We start from the raw sequence: 15684 nt of genomic DNA, 5'->3' as shown, positions 1-15684 counted from the left end.
TATGAATGATTTTACAAACTCGAATGCAAAACCGCATGCGCTTTATTTAAGTAAAAAGTCAAAAGTATAAAGACCTAAATGCCTTAAGAAGTAGAAATTCAAAAGTAGAAAGAACCTAAGAAGCGGATATTTTGGGAAACTGCCTTTAAACATAAAACTCATCTTTCCGAAGAACGCAGATTTTTTGTCATTTATTTTCCACTTCAGCAGTAAGAGCAGTTGAGCTAACAGGAGTTGATAGGTTCTATTTTGTTCTATCAAGCTTAAAGTACTTGGAGGCTAATCATCAGAAGGATGGAGAAAAAAAATTATAGAAAGGAAGCAGAAATAAGCATCAATATCCAGTAAAGATTTCACAAATAAACCTTATTAAGCTAAATATTTGTTATTTTCAGGCTTTTTGATACAAATGGAAATCATCATCATTATTGCATTGATACTTTTAAACGGAGTTTTTTCTATGAGCGAGATTGCTTTAGTCTCATCCAGAAAATTTAAATTAGAAAGTGCAGCAAAAAAGGGAAATAAAAATGCTAAAAAGGCATTAGAATTAGCTAACCATCCCAATACATTTCTATCTACAGTACAAATAGGTATTACTTTAATTGGTATCCTTACGGGTATTTTTAGTGGTAATACTTTTACTGCTGCTTTAACCCATTGGTTTAATAGCTTTGATGTCTTACAAGCTTATAGCGAGTCTTTAGCAGTTATCACGGTTGTAGTAGGTATTACCTATTTAACCATCGTTTTCGGAGAACTTATCCCTAAAAGGTTGGGGCTCAGTTTTCCTGAAAAAATCGCCTCTTTTGTAGCTATTCCCATGACAGCCTTAAGCACCATATCTAAACCCTTAATATGGTTATTAGCCAAAACAAACGATTTATTTTTAGGCTTATTTGGTATCAAAGAAAAACAAGATGGTATCATAACAGAAGAAGAGATAAAATCTATACTAAGCGAAAGTACCAAAGGCGGAGAAATAGAAGAAATAGAACATGATATTGTAAAGCGGGTTTTTTCGTTAGGAGATCGTAAGGTTGGTCAACTCATGACGCACAGGCATGACGTAATTAGGATCAATATAGATGAGTCTTTAGAGCAGATAAGAGATAAAGTTAGCCAAGAGCCTCATTCCGTTTATCCAGTGTGTGATACTACCATAGACAAAGTGATAGGCTTTATATCTATAAAAGTATTATTTAGTAAAGCTACCAGTTTTAATGATTTTGATATGATTAAAAACCTGGCTAAACCGCTTTATGTGCCAGAAAGTATGCCAGCTTATCGGGTATTAGAAATGTTTAAAATCCATAAATCACATAGTGCTATTGTTTTGGATGAATATGGTTCTTTACAGGGTATCATTACCAAAGATGATGTTTTAGATGAATTGATAGATGATTCTATTGAGTCAGAAGATAACCAGTATCAAATTATCCAAAGAGATCAAAACTCGTGGTTTGTAGATGGGCAATTGCCTTTTTTTGAATTATTAGAATTTTTTAATCTGGAAGAGGCTCATAAACCGGCCGATTTTACTACAGTTGCGGGTTTATTTATTTCTTTGGTAAATCATATTCCAAAAACCGGCGAAAAAACAGAATGGAACGGTTTTATATTAGAAGTTTTAGATATGGATGATAACCGTGTAGATAAGCTTTTAATTACCATAAAAGAGTAGTGTATAAAGCATTTATACATCCATCAACAATAAAAAAACACTATATGCTGGTGTTTTAAACCTTTATATAGTGTTTTCTGTTAAAGTTAGTTGTTATTTTTTAAAGATAATCTTTAAAAAAGTGTAAACTCAACCCTACGATTTTCTTGTCTGCCAGCAGCAGTAGCATTACTTGCTATAGGTTGGTTTGGACCGTAACCCGTAGCTTCAATTCTAGAGGCATTAACCCCTTGGCTTACCAAATAAGCTTTTACTGCTTCTGCTCTTTCTTTAGATAAACGTAAGTTTAATTCCATAGAACCTGTATTATCCGTATGGCCAGCAAGTTTAAGGCTAAAGTTTTTTTCTACCAGTAAAGCAGCAACTTTATTTAAAGTAGGATAAGATACAGAGCGTATGGTAGATTTACCCAAATCAAATTCTAAGTTTTTAATGGCTTCATCAACAATTTTTCTATCCACCTCGGTTACCATTATTTTTTCTCTGATAATTTGTTTTGGTGTGGTTAAAGGGCATCCAGCGCCATCAACTACAGTATTTGCAGGTGTGTTAGCACATTTGTCAAATTTATTAGCTACCCCGTCACCATCATCATCGCCTAAATCTTTAGCATATTGCTCTCTGTCTCTCAAAGCATTTTGTTCTGCATTAGATAATGCTCTTCTTAGTTCTTCACTTTCAGCGGCTGTTTGTTTTCTTAAATCAGCCAAAGCGCTATAATTAGCTAATTGTGGGTTTTCTTTTTTCCCCAAAGCAAACTCAACACCTGCATGTCCGTAAGAGAAATTATCAAATCTAGAGCCAGCAACACCATCAAAAGTGTTTGTTTTCATGAAATTTACATCATAACCCAAATCTAGGTTAACACCTTTGGCTATGCCTATTTTAAAACCTGCACCTACAGGTACAAACCAATTTTCTGCATACCCACGGTTTGGACCCGCATTTACCACCTCAGCATTAGAAGATAAATATCCAGCTCCTGCTTTTACATAAGGCGAAAAATATCCTTGTTCATTATTGATACTCAAATTGGCTAAAGTGAAATTGGCTGTTAAAGCAGCAGACCACTCTATATGAGATTTAAAACTTGAACCTTCGTATAAGGTATTAGCAGAAGTGTTAGGAACCAAACTTGATGCTCTTAATCCTTCAACGTTACCAGCCAAAAAATCTGCCTGAATTCCAAATGATGGTATAATTTGCTTTTTTAAATAGCCACCATAACCCCAGTTTTCTTTTGGAGTATTAAAATCATTTGTTTGACCTCTGAATACCGTATATGGAGTTAATACTCCACCATGTATACCAACAGACCACGTACGGAAATTTTTAGTTGAAAAACGAGATGTTGTTTCTGCGGTTGTTTCCTGTGCATTACTTTGTGTTGCTAAACTTGATAAAACAAGCAGCATACTAATTTTAGAAATTGTTTTCATAGCTTAATCAATTAAATCGGTAACATGATAAGGTTACCGAATAACAGGTGTATTAGAAAAACCCTGCCAAGAATTTTTATAAGTTATAATCAGGCTCTGTATCATAAAGAGCTGGTATTTATCTGGAGCTTTGTTTTGTCTTGTACTCTTGGCAGTACATGATGAACCTATATTTAAGAAGGGATAAGATTTTTTATGGGGCTATTCTCATAAAAAAAGCCCGCTTTGTTAAAAGCAGGCTTCTTAAAATACTTCAGTAGTTTAAGCTAGTTTTCTATATTTAATCCTTTTAGGTGTAACATCACCCAATCTCTTTTTACGGTTTTCCTCATATTCTGAGTAATTGCCTTCAAAGAAATACACTTGCGAATCGCCTTCAAAGGCTAAAATATGGGTACAAATCCTATCTAAAAACCACCTATCGTGAGAAATTACTACGGCACAACCTCCAAAATTCTCTAAAGCTTCTTCCAAAGCTCTTAAAGTATTCACATCTATATCATTGGTAGGCTCATCTAGTAATAAAACATTAGAACCTTCTTTTAAAGTAATTGCTAAGTGGGCTCTATTACGTTCCCCTCCAGATAAAACCCCAACTTTTTTCTGTTGGTCTGCTCCGTTAAAGTTAAATTTAGAAACATAAGCTCTAGAATTGGTGGCTTTATTTCCTAACATCATGGTCTCATGTCCGCCGGTAATATTCTCCCAAACAGATTTTTCTGGGTCTAAATCATGGTGCATCTGATCTACATAACCTAATTTTACAGTCTCTCCAACTCTAAAAGTACCAGCGTCTGGCGTCTCTTGGCCAGTAATTAACCTAAATAAAGTAGTTTTTCCGGCACCATTTGGTCCTATAATACCCACTATACCAGCCGGCGGAAGAGAGAAAGTTAAATTTTCAAATAGTACACGGTCTCCATAAGCTTTGGTTACACCATTAGCCTCAATAACCACATTACCTAATCTTGGTCCTGGGGGGATAAACAGTTCCAGTTTATCTTCTCTTTCTTTAGTTTCTTCTGATGCTAGTTTCTCGTAATTACCTAGCCTTGCTTTAGATTTTGCATGTCTGGCTTTTGGTGCCATCCTTACCCATTCTAGTTCTCGCTCTAAAGTTTTTTGGCGTTTGCTCTCTGTTTTTTCTTCTTGAGCTAGTCGTTTAGCCTTTTGGTCTAACCACGATGAGTAATTACCTTTCCACGGAATACCTTCTCCACGGTCTAATTCTAAAATCCAGCCAGCAACATTATCTAAGAAATACCTATCGTGAGTAACCGCTATAACAGTTCCTTCATAATTTTGTAAGTGTTGCTCTAACCAATCCACAGATTCCGCATCTAAGTGGTTGGTAGGCTCATCCAACAATAAAACAGCAGGTTCTTGTATCAATAATCGGCATAAAGCTACACGTCTTTTTTCCCCTCCTGACAATGTGGCAATCTTAGCGTCAGGTTCTGGGCAACGTAAAGCGTCCATAGCCCGCTCTAATTTTGCGTCTAATTCCCATCCATTAGCAGCATCAATTTGGTCTTGCAAAACGCCTTGTCTTGCTAAAAGTTTATCCATCGCATCAGCGTCTTCATAAACTTCGGGTAAACCAAATTTTTCATTTATTTCTTCGTATTCTTTCAGGATGTCTGTAATCTCTTTTGCACCCTCTTCAACTACTTCTTTAACGGTTTTTTCTGGATCTAGCTCTGGTTCTTGTGCTAGGTAGCCTACAGAAAACCCTGGAGATAATACTACTTCTCCTTGGTAAGATTTATCTAAACCAGCAATAATTTTTAATAGGGAAGATTTACCCGATCCATTTAACCCGATAACGCCAATTTTAGCGCCGTAAAAGAAAGAAAGGTAAATATTTTTTAGTACCTGTTTCTGTGGCGGATAAATCTTATTTACCCCTGCCATTGAAAAGATTATTTTCTCGTCTGCCATTATTTCATCAATTGAAAGGCAAATATCGTTTTTTTGGTCAGAAACAGGTAAAAATTCTTAACTTCACTAGTGTAAAGCGGTTTTCCACTATATTGGTTAAATTGTTGATAAAAACTACTAAACGTTACTCTTGCATTTCTAAAACTATTTGATACATTAGAACGTTTCTACACTTATAGAGAAAGGTATTATATGGAAGCTAAATTTTCGCCCCGAGTTAAAGACGTAATTTCTTACAGCCGTGAAGAGGCTTTAAGATTAGGTCATGATTATATTGGCACAGAACATTTGCTATTGGGTTTGATTAGAGAAGGAGATGGGGTAGCGATAAAGATTTTAAAATCTTTGGGTGTTGATACAGCAAAGCTTCGCAGAGCTATTGAAGATGCCGTACGTGGTACTTCTGCTATTACTGCTAATTTAGGGAACATTCCCCTAACCAAGCAAGCAGAAAAGGTATTGAAGATTACCTACTTAGAAGCTAAAATTTTTAAAAGCGATATTATAGGTACAGAGCATCTTTTATTATCCATTTTAAGAGAAGAAGATAATATTGCTTCTCAGATATTGGCGCAGTTCAATTTAAATTATGAAATATTTAAATCTGAAGTAGAAAATAATAAAGGTGGTTTTAGAGATGATCCTACAAATTCTGCAACTAGCGGTGGTGATGATGACTTTAAAGAAGAAGAGTCTTTTTCTACACCTAAAAAGGTTTCAGATATCAAATCTAAAACACCAGTACTTGATAATTTCGGAAGAGATTTAACAAAAATGGCCGAGGATGGAAAATTAGATCCTATCGTTGGTCGCGAGAAAGAGATTGAGCGTGTGTCTCAAATTCTATCTCGCCGTAAGAAAAACAACCCTATTTTAATAGGAGAGCCTGGTGTTGGTAAATCTGCCATTGCAGAAGGTTTGGCTTTAAGAATCGTACAACGTAAAGTTTCTAGGGTATTATTTAACAAGAGAGTTGTTACACTTGATTTAGCTTCTTTGGTGGCTGGTACAAAGTATCGTGGCCAGTTTGAAGAGCGTATGAAGGCTGTGATGAACGAGTTAGAGAAATCTCCAGATGTTATTTTGTTTATTGATGAGATTCATACCATTGTGGGTGCTGGTGGTGCATCTGGCTCATTAGATGCTTCTAACATGTTTAAGCCTGCATTAGCTCGTGGAGAAATCCAATGCATTGGTGCTACAACGCTAGATGAATATCGTCAATACATCGAGAAAGATGGCGCTTTAGACCGTCGTTTCCAAAAGGTAATGATAGAGCCTGCTACGCCTACAGAAACTATCGAGATTCTAAACAGAATCAAAGAAAAGTACGAAGAGCATCACGGTGTAACTTATACGGATGAAGCTATTGAAGCTTGCGTAAGCTTAACTTCAAGATACATTACAGACAGATTTTTACCAGACAAAGCTATTGATGCTTTAGATGAGGCTGGCTCAAGAGTGCACCTAACCAATATTCATGTTCCGCAAAATATCATTGATATTGAGCAAAAAATAGAACAAATAAAGGTTGAGAAGAATAAAGTTGTACGTAGCCAGAAATATGAAGAAGCAGCAAAACTTCGTGATACTGAGAAGAATCTCTTAGAAGAATTAGATAAAGCCAAGGCAGAATGGGAAGCAGAAACTAAAACCAAGAGGTACATTGTTTCTGAAGACAATGTTGCAGAAGTGGTTTCTATGATGACTGGTATTCCGTTACAACGTGTTGGACAAACTGATAGTCAAAAACTATTAGGTATGTTCGAGAAAATTAACGAAAAAATTATTGGTCAGGATGATGCTATCAAGAAATTAACCAAAGCTATACAACGTACCAGAGCCGGATTAAAAGATCCTAAAAAACCAATTGGTTCTTTCATTTTCTTAGGACCTACAGGTGTTGGTAAAACAGAGTTGGCTAAAGAACTTGCCCGTTTCATGTTTGATGCAGACGATGCTTTGATTCAGATAGATATGAGCGAGTATATGGAGAAATTTGCTGTTTCCAGATTGGTAGGAGCGCCTCCGGGTTATGTGGGTTATGAAGAAGGTGGGCAGTTAACCGAGAAAGTGCGTAGAAAACCTTATGCTGTAGTATTGTTAGATGAGATTGAAAAAGCGCATCCAGATGTATTTAATATCTTATTACAAGTTTTAGATGAAGGCCAGTTAACAGATTCTCTAGGTCGTAAAGTCGATTTTAGAAATACCATCATCATCATGACTTCAAATATCGGAGCTCGTCAGTTAAAAGATTTTGGTCAAGGTGTTGGATTTGCAACTTCTGCTAAATTATCACAAACAGAAAGTCATAATAAAACTGTAATTGAAAGTGCTTTAAAGAGAGCGTTTGCTCCTGAGTTTTTAAACCGTGTTGATGATGTAATTGTGTTTAACTCTCTTGAAAAAGAAGAAATATTCCAAATTATTGATATAGAATTAAAAGCTTTATTTGGCAGAGTTCAAACATTGGGTTATGATATCAAATTAACTGAGGCTGCTAAGGATTATATTGCTGAAAAAGGCTTTGATGCCAATTTTGGTGCTCGTCCTCTAAAAAGAGCTATTCAGAAATTCTTGGAAGATCCAATTGCAGAAGAAATCCTTAAAGGAGAACTTACAGAAGGCGATACCATGGAGGTGGATTATGATAAAGAAAAAGATCAAATTCATATCATAGGGAAAGCTGCTAAAAAGAAAAAGAAGAAGGAAGAAGAAAAAGAAGGCGGAGAGTAGATAGAACTTCTTCTATCAAGGAAAGCATCACAATAATTGTGGTGCTTTTTTTGTTAGTATGCAACCATCATCATATATCAATCGTCTAATGATTAATTATTTATCTTAAATATAATACACATGAAGAAGCTAGCCATCGTTTTATTAGGTATATTGGTGTTAGGAACATCATCTTGCCGAAAAGTAACAGAAGAATATTATACCATCCCAAATAAAACCATTTATGATGTTGTCCAGGAAAATGAATGGATTACTAATGATGGCGGAGTAACTTATTCATTTTCTATTCCTTTAGCAGAAATTAATCAGAATGTTTATGATTTAGATGGTATTTTGGTTTATGGGACCTTTGTTGATGGTGAAGATGAACCTATTCCAAATGTATTTGAAGGAATTTCTTATACCTATGCCGTTAGAGTAGGGGCTATCATCATCAAGGTACAAAGTACTGATTTAGGAGCGATTAACAGACCTGGTGCTTTACCGGTTAAAATAGTGTTAATCCCGTCAGAGCGATAAGATATATTTATCATGTTTCTGGTATAAAAAAGCCTCAAAACCATTATTGGTTTTGAGGCTTTTTTTATCGAGTGCGGTATAAGGTTTTAGTCTTCTACAACAACACCCATGCTGCAAAATTTCTCAATTCTCTCATCAATTAACTTCTCAATTTTTTTAGCTTTTAGCTCAGATAAATCTGCCAATAACTGGTTTTTGATGGTTTCTGCCATAGCTTTAGGGTCTTGATGTGCGCCACCCAAAGGTTCTTTAATAATACCATCTATCAGCTTATTTTGATACATATTATCAGCAGTTAGTTTTAAGCATTCTGCTGCTTGCTCTTTAAAATCCCAGCTTCTCCATAAAATAGAAGAGCATGATTCTGGAGAAATAACAGAGTACCAGGTATGCTCTAACATATAAACTTTATCTCCAATACCTATACCCAAAGCTCCGCCAGAAGCACCCTCACCAACAATGATACAGATGATAGGAACATTTAGCACAGACATTTCAAGTAAGTTTCTTGCAATAGCTTCACCTTGTCCACGCTCTTCGGCTTCAAGACCAGGGAAAGCACCCGGTGTATCGATAAAGGTAATAACAGGTTTGTTAAATTTTTCGGCAAGCTTCATCAGTCGCAATGCCTTTCTATATCCTTCCGGATTAGCCATACCAAAATTTCTGTACTGGCGCATTTTGGTATTTACACCTTTTTGATGACCAATAATCATCACAGATTGCCCAGCAATAGTTCCGAAACCACCAACAATGGCTTTATCATCTTTAACGGTTCTATCACCATGCATCTCTATAAAATCATCACAAATCATTTCTATGTATTGCAATGTATAAGGTCTTTCTGGATGTCTAGAGATTTGTACTTTTTGCCAGCCTGTAAGGTTGTTATATATGTCTAGCTTGGTTTTTTGTATTTTATCTTGCAGTTCTTTCAATGTAGCAGACATATCTACCTTAGTTTTTTCTGCTACCTGCTTTACTTTTTCAACCTGTTGCTGTAAGTCTGCAATAGGTTTTTCAAAGTCGAAAGATGTATTCATATCGCTCCTTTTATTTAGGTTGCTAAGTTATCGTTTAATCTTAAATTTTAAAAAAACTAATTTACAACAACTAGTTGTTTGTATTTCTGTAGTTGAGTTGCAGAAAGTACTTTTTTAGTTGCGATATGAGCTTTTAAATAAGCGTTTCTTAATTCGCCCTGCAGAGCCCCGATTTTATTGGTGTAAAAAATTAAAGAACCATCGTTTATTTTCTGCTCTTTAAACAAAGTATTGAGTTTACTTTCTTGAGCTAAAATGAAACTCCCCATTTCTTTAGCCTTTCTGGCCATTTCATTAAGGATTTGAGTGATTTGTGATTTTTGTGCAGCGTTTAAATTAAGTTGTTGGGCATATTGTAAAGCTTTCTGCGGCGAGGGATAATTGTTTATTTCTGCTACCAAAACCAATTCAAATGGATTTGCTTTAGTATAAGCCAAATATTGTTCATTACTTAAATATGTTGGCTTTATACTTTTTAAAGAGTCTGTTTGGTAAGTATTAGCTTGTAACATAGAAAATCCTAATACGCAAAATAAAAGCGTACATAGTGCAGTTTTCTTCATTAATTTTCAGGTTTAATTTTATTAAGTTTCTCTTTTGCAGTATCCCATGTATTTTGCTGAGGTTTTTCTAATGTGTTATCAATAAGTTCTTGTAAGTTAGCCAAGCCTTTTAACACTTCTTCGGCTTTAATATTTGCCTTTTTTAAATACAATAAGTCAATAATTAAAGCTTTATTATTTCCTTTATCATCTGTTATCATGCTGATACCTGCTGTCATAATTAAATATTTAACGTTTTAATAGCAAATATGGTATTAAATTTTTAAGCATAAAAAAACCGGGTCTTAAACAGGCCCGGTTTTACGTAAGGTGGTTTTAATGTTAAATTTTTATTGAAGTAACTGTAGTGATATTGTCTTCTGGAGAAACTAATAAGATAACTTGTTTTTCTCCGCTGATTAAAGATACCCAGTAAGAACCGGTGTCATCAGAAAATTGGAAATCAGATGGTCTTGAAATGATTTTAACAATTTTTTGAATTTTAGCACCAGCGTAAGTATCATAAATACTTTTTAATGCAACTTTAGAAAACTCTTCTGTTTTTACAATTTGTGTAGCAACTAAAAACTCGTTTTGTAAATTGTATAAAGCGTAAGCTGGTTTATCATTTAATTTAAAAAACGCAGTTTGGAATTTTTCGTTGATATTCCATTTTACATCAGTTGCATTGTAAAAGTTATAAGCAAATTGTCTTAAAACATTTTCTGCAACGTTTCCAGATTTTGAAGCCGCTTTAGAGTCTTTCTCGTCAGCAAAACTTACTGTTAAACTCAATAATAGTGCGATTGATAATATAGCCTTTTTCATAATTTTAAATTTTAAATAGTAACATAATTATTTACACAACAAAAGTATGTTAATATTATTAAATATGTAAGTAAAATTTAATTTTTATAAAAAATTCATATTAAAAAGACTTTTTAATTAAAAATGAAAAAAATCTTAGTGTAAATACTACACTATTTGATAAATTTATAAAAAGACTTGGTGGGCAAGGGTGATTTTATTTTGTAAGTGTTTGATAAAGAGCTTTTTTGTGTAAAATATTTGTTAAATAGATGTGATTTTATTGTGAATATTGACTTGATGAAACAAAAAAGGGCTGATTCTAAGAATCAACCCTTGTTAAAAGCGTCGTGATTTTGTTTATAGTTTTTCTAAATCAGCAATATTGCTTTTTAAATATTCTATTTGAAGATTAACATCTGCCTTAGCTTGGGTAGGAGTGGAACTTAACAAATCTGTTTTTACCTTTAAAAGATTATGAAGTAAACCTATAACGTATTTATCAATACCATAAGATTTATACTGTATACCAATACCTTTTAAAAGAGCTACATTCTCATTAAAAATGTCTGTATTTTTTATTTTGCTTAACATGCCAACATAACGCTGCATCATCTGAAACTTTTCTTCTATACCACTATCTTTAAAAGCCTTAGAAACAAAATCGAAATTATTTTCTGAACCTTCATCAGCATAAAGCGCTACCAGGGCAACAGATAAAGGGCCTCTGCTATCTTGTTCTAAAGTTTTTGCAAGTATGATTGCTTCTTTTTTATTGGTTGCAGCTAAAGCCGCTAAGGCAGCACCTTGTACCGCATAAGATTTACTTTTTAAAGCTTCTTTAAACAATGTTTCATGCGAACTGTCTTTTAAAGATGCTAATGCAGTTATAGCAGCTGCTTGTACTAATGTTTTTTCATCAGTTTTAACTAAATTTTTAAGTACAGGAAGTGCTTTAGCTTTAACAGATGATTGATTTAGCTTTAAAGCATCTATAGCTTTGATTCTTATTTTATAGTATTTATCATTTAAAGCACTGTGGATAATTGCTTGTGCGGTTGCATCGCTGCTATTTTTGCTAGCTGCGTTTAAAGCTTCTAAACGGTCAAGATACAGTGGTGCGTTCTCGTATTGAAAAGCGTATTCACTTAAAGATTTTTCATCTGTTTTTTTTGCTAGTATGATTTTATCAGCATCAACATTAACTAAATCTGGTTTTTTATTTAGAGTGAAATTTAATGTATCGGCTTTTTTAGTCATGAAATAATCATGACGTTCTTTTTTACCGCCTACATAAATATCAATTTTCATGGGTAACAAGAATACATCGGTTTTTTGAGTCTGACTTAAAATAATTTGTTGTGTTTTTGCGCCTTCATTCCAGCTATATTTGATGTTAAGCTCTGGATGGCCTTCTCTAAAATACCATTGATTAAAAAACCAATTTAAGTCTTTACCAGTAACCTCTTCAAAAGCTAATCTCAATTGGTGCGCTTCACCAGTTTTAAAGGCATTACTTTTTAGATATAAATTTAAGCTTTTATAAAATGCATCTTCCCCAATATCATGACGAAGCATATTTAATATACGCCCTCCTTTTTGGTAAGACACTACATCAAACATATCTTCTTTATCTTCATAGTGAAATCTAATCAGATGTTTAGATTTAGCAGTAGGGTTATTGAGGTAGGCTTGCATAGCTTCATAATTATGAGCATCTCCTGCATCTTTACCAAATTTGTATTCGTTCCAAAGGGTTTCGCTGATATCAGCAAAAGATTCATTAACAGACAAATTGCTCCAACTTTCGGCAGTTACGTAATCTCCAAACCAATGGTGAAAAAGCTCATGTGCAATAACATCCTCACCAGCACTTCCATCTAACAATTCGCGGTCTGTTTGTTGAACAAAATCACCATGTATAGTGGCTGTTGTGTTTTCCATTGCACCGCTTACAAAATCTCTCACTACAACTTGTGCATATTTATCCCAAGGATAATCTATCCCTAATTTATTAGAGAAAAAGGTCATCATTTCTGGTGTATTACCAAAAATACTTTTCGCATAAGGGGCGTACTTAGGCTCTAAATAATAGTCTACCGGTATGTTTTTCCATTTATCTTGGTAAATTTTAAAATTGCCTACAGCCATCATAAATAAATAAGGAGCATGAGGTTTGTCCATTTTCCAAGTATCCGTACGAGTGCCGTCTTTGTTAGATTTTTTATTTACCAAAGTACCATTAGATAAAGTTGTATAGTTTGCAGGCGCAGTTATGCTAATTTCCTGCGTGGTTTTTTGATTCGGACTATCTATGGTTGGAAACCATACTGAAGAACTTTCAGTCTCGCCTTGTGTCCATATTTGAACAGGCTTATTTTGTATGGTACTATCAGGATTTATAAAATACAACCCTTTAGCATTGGTAATAGCTGCACTGCCTTTGGCTTTAAGCTCATCGGGTTTAGCCACATAATCAATATAAACGGTATAGCTTTCTTTACTAGAATAAGTTTTATCGAGATTTATTTTGAGTTTTAAACTATCATAGCTGTAGTTAAGCTTGCTTAGCTTATTATTAGTAACCAACGCTACAGTTTTAATATCCATCCCTTTAGCATCTAGGGTTAAAGAATCAGTAGCGTAAAAGTGAGGTTTAAGAGTTATCCAAGCTTTACCATTTAGCCTTCTTTTTTGATAATCGAAGCTAACATCTAATTTGGTGTGTATTAAATTGTTAATTTTATCAACTGTTGCCCGGTAAGCTTTTTGCGATTGTGAAAATGAGGCATTAGTAAGAGAAAATAGTAAAATAACTACAGATAAATACCTGAATAAGCGATAAATCATGTGAATTTTAGTTAGTGAAGTTGCAAAGATATTTAAATTGAGTTAAAACTATTGTAGTTTCATTTGTAAAGAATTTATATCCTATTTATATTACAGCTTTAAATTGAATACATGAGTCATATATACCTAATCTTAATATACTTTCATCTATTACTCTTTCAGGGGATTGATATTAATCATTATAAAAAGGTAATAAACACTTCTGATAATGATTCATTGGTGGTAAATGCACACATTATGATGATGAAGTCTTTTGGGCCTAATAAAATGGACTCCGTAAGATTGTATTTTAATAAAGCTCTTTACTATACGAAAAAGAACAACTTTTTAATAGGCGAGACTATCCTGAACCATAATATGGCTAATTTATTAAGTGTGCATGGAGATTTATCAGAAGCATTGGTTTACGCTAATGCCGCCGCCGCTTCTGCTAAAAAGCAAAAAGATGAGCTTAATCTGGCAAGGGCTTATGGATTGTTAACTGTAATTTATGGGCGTAAGGGCGATTTTACAAAGTCAGCGGCAAATGCATTTTCATCTTTAAATATTTTTGAAAAATTAAAAAATAAATCTGGTATGATTAACGCTTACATTAAATTAAGCGCTATACATATACAAATTCATGATTTTAAAAGCGCACTTAAATACTGTAAAATTGCCGACTCTTTAAATAAAGAAGTAAAAGATAAAGATTTTGAGTTAGATATTGTAAATAATATGGCTATAGCATTTGCAGAACAAGGAAAATTGGACGATGCTTTAGAAATGTTTAAAAGAGTAAGTAACTTAACAAAAGGGCAAAAATCTAAAATATCTGCACACGCTTCTGCACTGATGAATATTGGCTTAGTTTATAAAGAGAAAAAAGAATATAAAAAAGCCTTAGATTATTATCAACAATCTTATAAGGTTTCCTTAGATAATAATTATCCAGAAGGAATTTTAAAAAACATGCAGAATATTTCTGTTGCTTATTATTTTATTGGTGATTATGATAAAAGTAACCAAGAAGCCTTAAAAGCACTGGATAAATCGCGGGAAATGGGAGTTATTGATTTGGAGGTTGAGATTTTAGAAGGTTTAAGGAGTAATTATTTAAAGCAGCAAGATTATAAAAATGCTCAAAAATATACAGAAGAGTATTATGAAGCAGCTATGAAGCTGAATGTTAAAGAGCGTGAGAGAGAAATTTCAGGCATTAAGGATAAGTATGAATTAGAGAAAACACAAGAGCAAGTAAAACTGCTTAATCAAATTAATGAAACAAGAACCAAGCAACGTAATTTAAGTATTATTCTTCTGGTGATTGCGTTCCTCTCTATGATTGTTTTTGCCTATTCTTATTATCGCATTAGAATTCTAAACAGGCAAAATGTTATCAATAAAGACAAATTGTTTGAGAGCAATCAAATTAAAGACAGGATATTTTCTATTATAGGTCATGATCTAAGAAGTGCCTATGTGTCAACTCTAGGGATTTTAAGTCTCATCAAAGAGAACAATATATCAGAGCATGAAAAGAGCAATATGATAGATCGTGTTATCCATCAATCTGAAACCGCATTAGAAACTTTAGATAAATTATTACATTGGGGCTACAGCCAAATAAGAGGAGCTAAAATTACGCTAGAGGATTTTAATTGCGCAACACCTATTAAGCAAACTTTAGATTTTTTACAGCAATTGATTCAAGAAAAACGGGTAGTTGTTGATAATCAGATTAATGAAGAAATATGTGTTTTGGCTGATAAAAATCATTTCAATTTTATCATAAGAAATCTAATTTCAAATGCAGTAAAGTTTACTCCCAATGGTGGTAAAATAACTTTAAAATCTCAAGAAGAAAAAGATAATTTTAAGTTTTTTATTACCGATAGTGGCGTTGGTATTGCTAAAGCAAGATTAGAGAAAATCTTTACTGCCGACTCTTCAAGTACAAGTGGTACTCAAAACGAAAAGGGTACAGGATTAGGATTGATCATCTGTAAAGAGTTTATAGAAAGTAACGGCGGTAAAATTGAAGTAAATAGTATAGAAGGAGTAGGAACTACTTTTAGCTTTACTTTAAAGAAGGGAAAATGTTAATGAAAAGAGAATGTCTCCAATGCAATTTTTGAGAC

At 33.8% G+C, this 15684-nt stretch carries 11 protein-coding genes; 4 read left to right on the top strand and 7 right to left on the bottom strand.

Going from position 1 to position 15684, the window contains the following annotated elements; genetic code table 11:
- Positions 1–409: 409 nt before the first annotated feature.
- Positions 410–1684: a hemolysin family protein gene (locus tag B2745_RS06020; RefSeq protein ID WP_304064346.1), complete on the top strand. Its 1275-nt coding sequence runs from the start codon at positions 410–412 to the stop codon at positions 1682–1684.
- Between the two features lie 113 nt (positions 1685–1797).
- Here the strand turns inward: B2745_RS06020 and B2745_RS06015 are convergent, their stop codons facing one another.
- Positions 1798–3123: an OmpA family protein gene (locus B2745_RS06015; protein WP_304064345.1), complete on the bottom strand. Its 1326-nt coding sequence runs from the start codon at positions 3121–3123 to the stop codon at positions 1798–1800.
- A 261-nt stretch (positions 3124–3384) separates the two neighbouring features.
- Positions 3385–5064 (bottom strand): energy-dependent translational throttle protein EttA, encoded by a 1680-nt coding sequence (gene ettA / locus B2745_RS06010; protein ID WP_026902937.1) that lies wholly within the window; start codon positions 5062–5064, stop codon positions 3385–3387.
- 192 nt (positions 5065–5256) lie between these two features.
- Between ettA and B2745_RS06005 the strand changes: the two genes are divergently transcribed.
- Entirely contained in the window at positions 5257–7803 is a 2547-nt protein-coding gene (locus B2745_RS06005) for an ATP-dependent Clp protease ATP-binding subunit (protein WP_026902938.1), read from the top strand.
- A gap of 120 nt (positions 7804–7923) precedes the next feature.
- Positions 7924–8322, top strand: coding sequence for a hypothetical protein (locus tag B2745_RS06000; protein WP_304064344.1), 399 nt, complete (start codon positions 7924–7926; stop codon positions 8320–8322).
- A gap of 86 nt (positions 8323–8408) precedes the next feature.
- Here B2745_RS06000 and B2745_RS05995 read toward each other — a convergent pair whose 3' ends face one another.
- The 5 genes from B2745_RS05995 to B2745_RS05975 form a co-directional block, all read right to left on the bottom strand.
- Positions 8409–9365 (bottom strand): acetyl-CoA carboxylase carboxyltransferase subunit alpha, encoded by a 957-nt coding sequence (locus B2745_RS05995; RefSeq protein ID WP_304064343.1) that lies wholly within the window; start codon positions 9363–9365, stop codon positions 8409–8411.
- A 56-nt stretch (positions 9366–9421) separates the two neighbouring features.
- A complete protein-coding gene (locus B2745_RS05990) occupies positions 9422–9928 on the bottom strand; it encodes a hypothetical protein (protein ID WP_304064342.1) in 507 nt (168 codons plus the stop codon).
- Positions 9928–10146, bottom strand: a complete 219-nt coding sequence (locus tag B2745_RS05985) for a hypothetical protein (RefSeq protein ID WP_304064341.1) — start codon at positions 10144–10146, stop codon at positions 9928–9930. Before B2745_RS05985 ends, B2745_RS05990 begins: the two co-directional genes overlap by 1 nt.
- 103 nt (positions 10147–10249) lie before the next feature.
- The gene (locus B2745_RS05980) at positions 10250–10735 is read right to left on the bottom strand and encodes a hypothetical protein (protein WP_026902943.1); all 486 of its coding nucleotides are present in this window, start codon (positions 10733–10735) and stop codon (positions 10250–10252) included.
- Positions 10736–11074: 339 nt separating this feature from the next.
- Positions 11075–13564, bottom strand: a complete 2490-nt coding sequence (locus B2745_RS05975; protein ID WP_304064340.1) for a M1 family metallopeptidase — start codon at positions 13562–13564, stop codon at positions 11075–11077.
- A gap of 111 nt (positions 13565–13675) precedes the next feature.
- Between B2745_RS05975 and B2745_RS05970 the strand changes: the two genes are divergently transcribed.
- Positions 13676–15649: a tetratricopeptide repeat-containing sensor histidine kinase gene (locus B2745_RS05970; protein ID WP_304064339.1), complete on the top strand. Its 1974-nt coding sequence runs from the start codon at positions 13676–13678 to the stop codon at positions 15647–15649.
- Positions 15650–15684: the final 35 nt, after the last annotated feature.

This window comes from Pedobacter glucosidilyticus (assembly GCF_002483235.1).
GTDB lineage: Bacteria > Bacteroidota > Bacteroidia > Sphingobacteriales > Sphingobacteriaceae > Pseudopedobacter > Pseudopedobacter glucosidilyticum_B.
The sequence above is the reverse complement of the archived record's forward strand: the minus strand, read 5'-3'. Positions and strand labels throughout refer to the sequence as shown.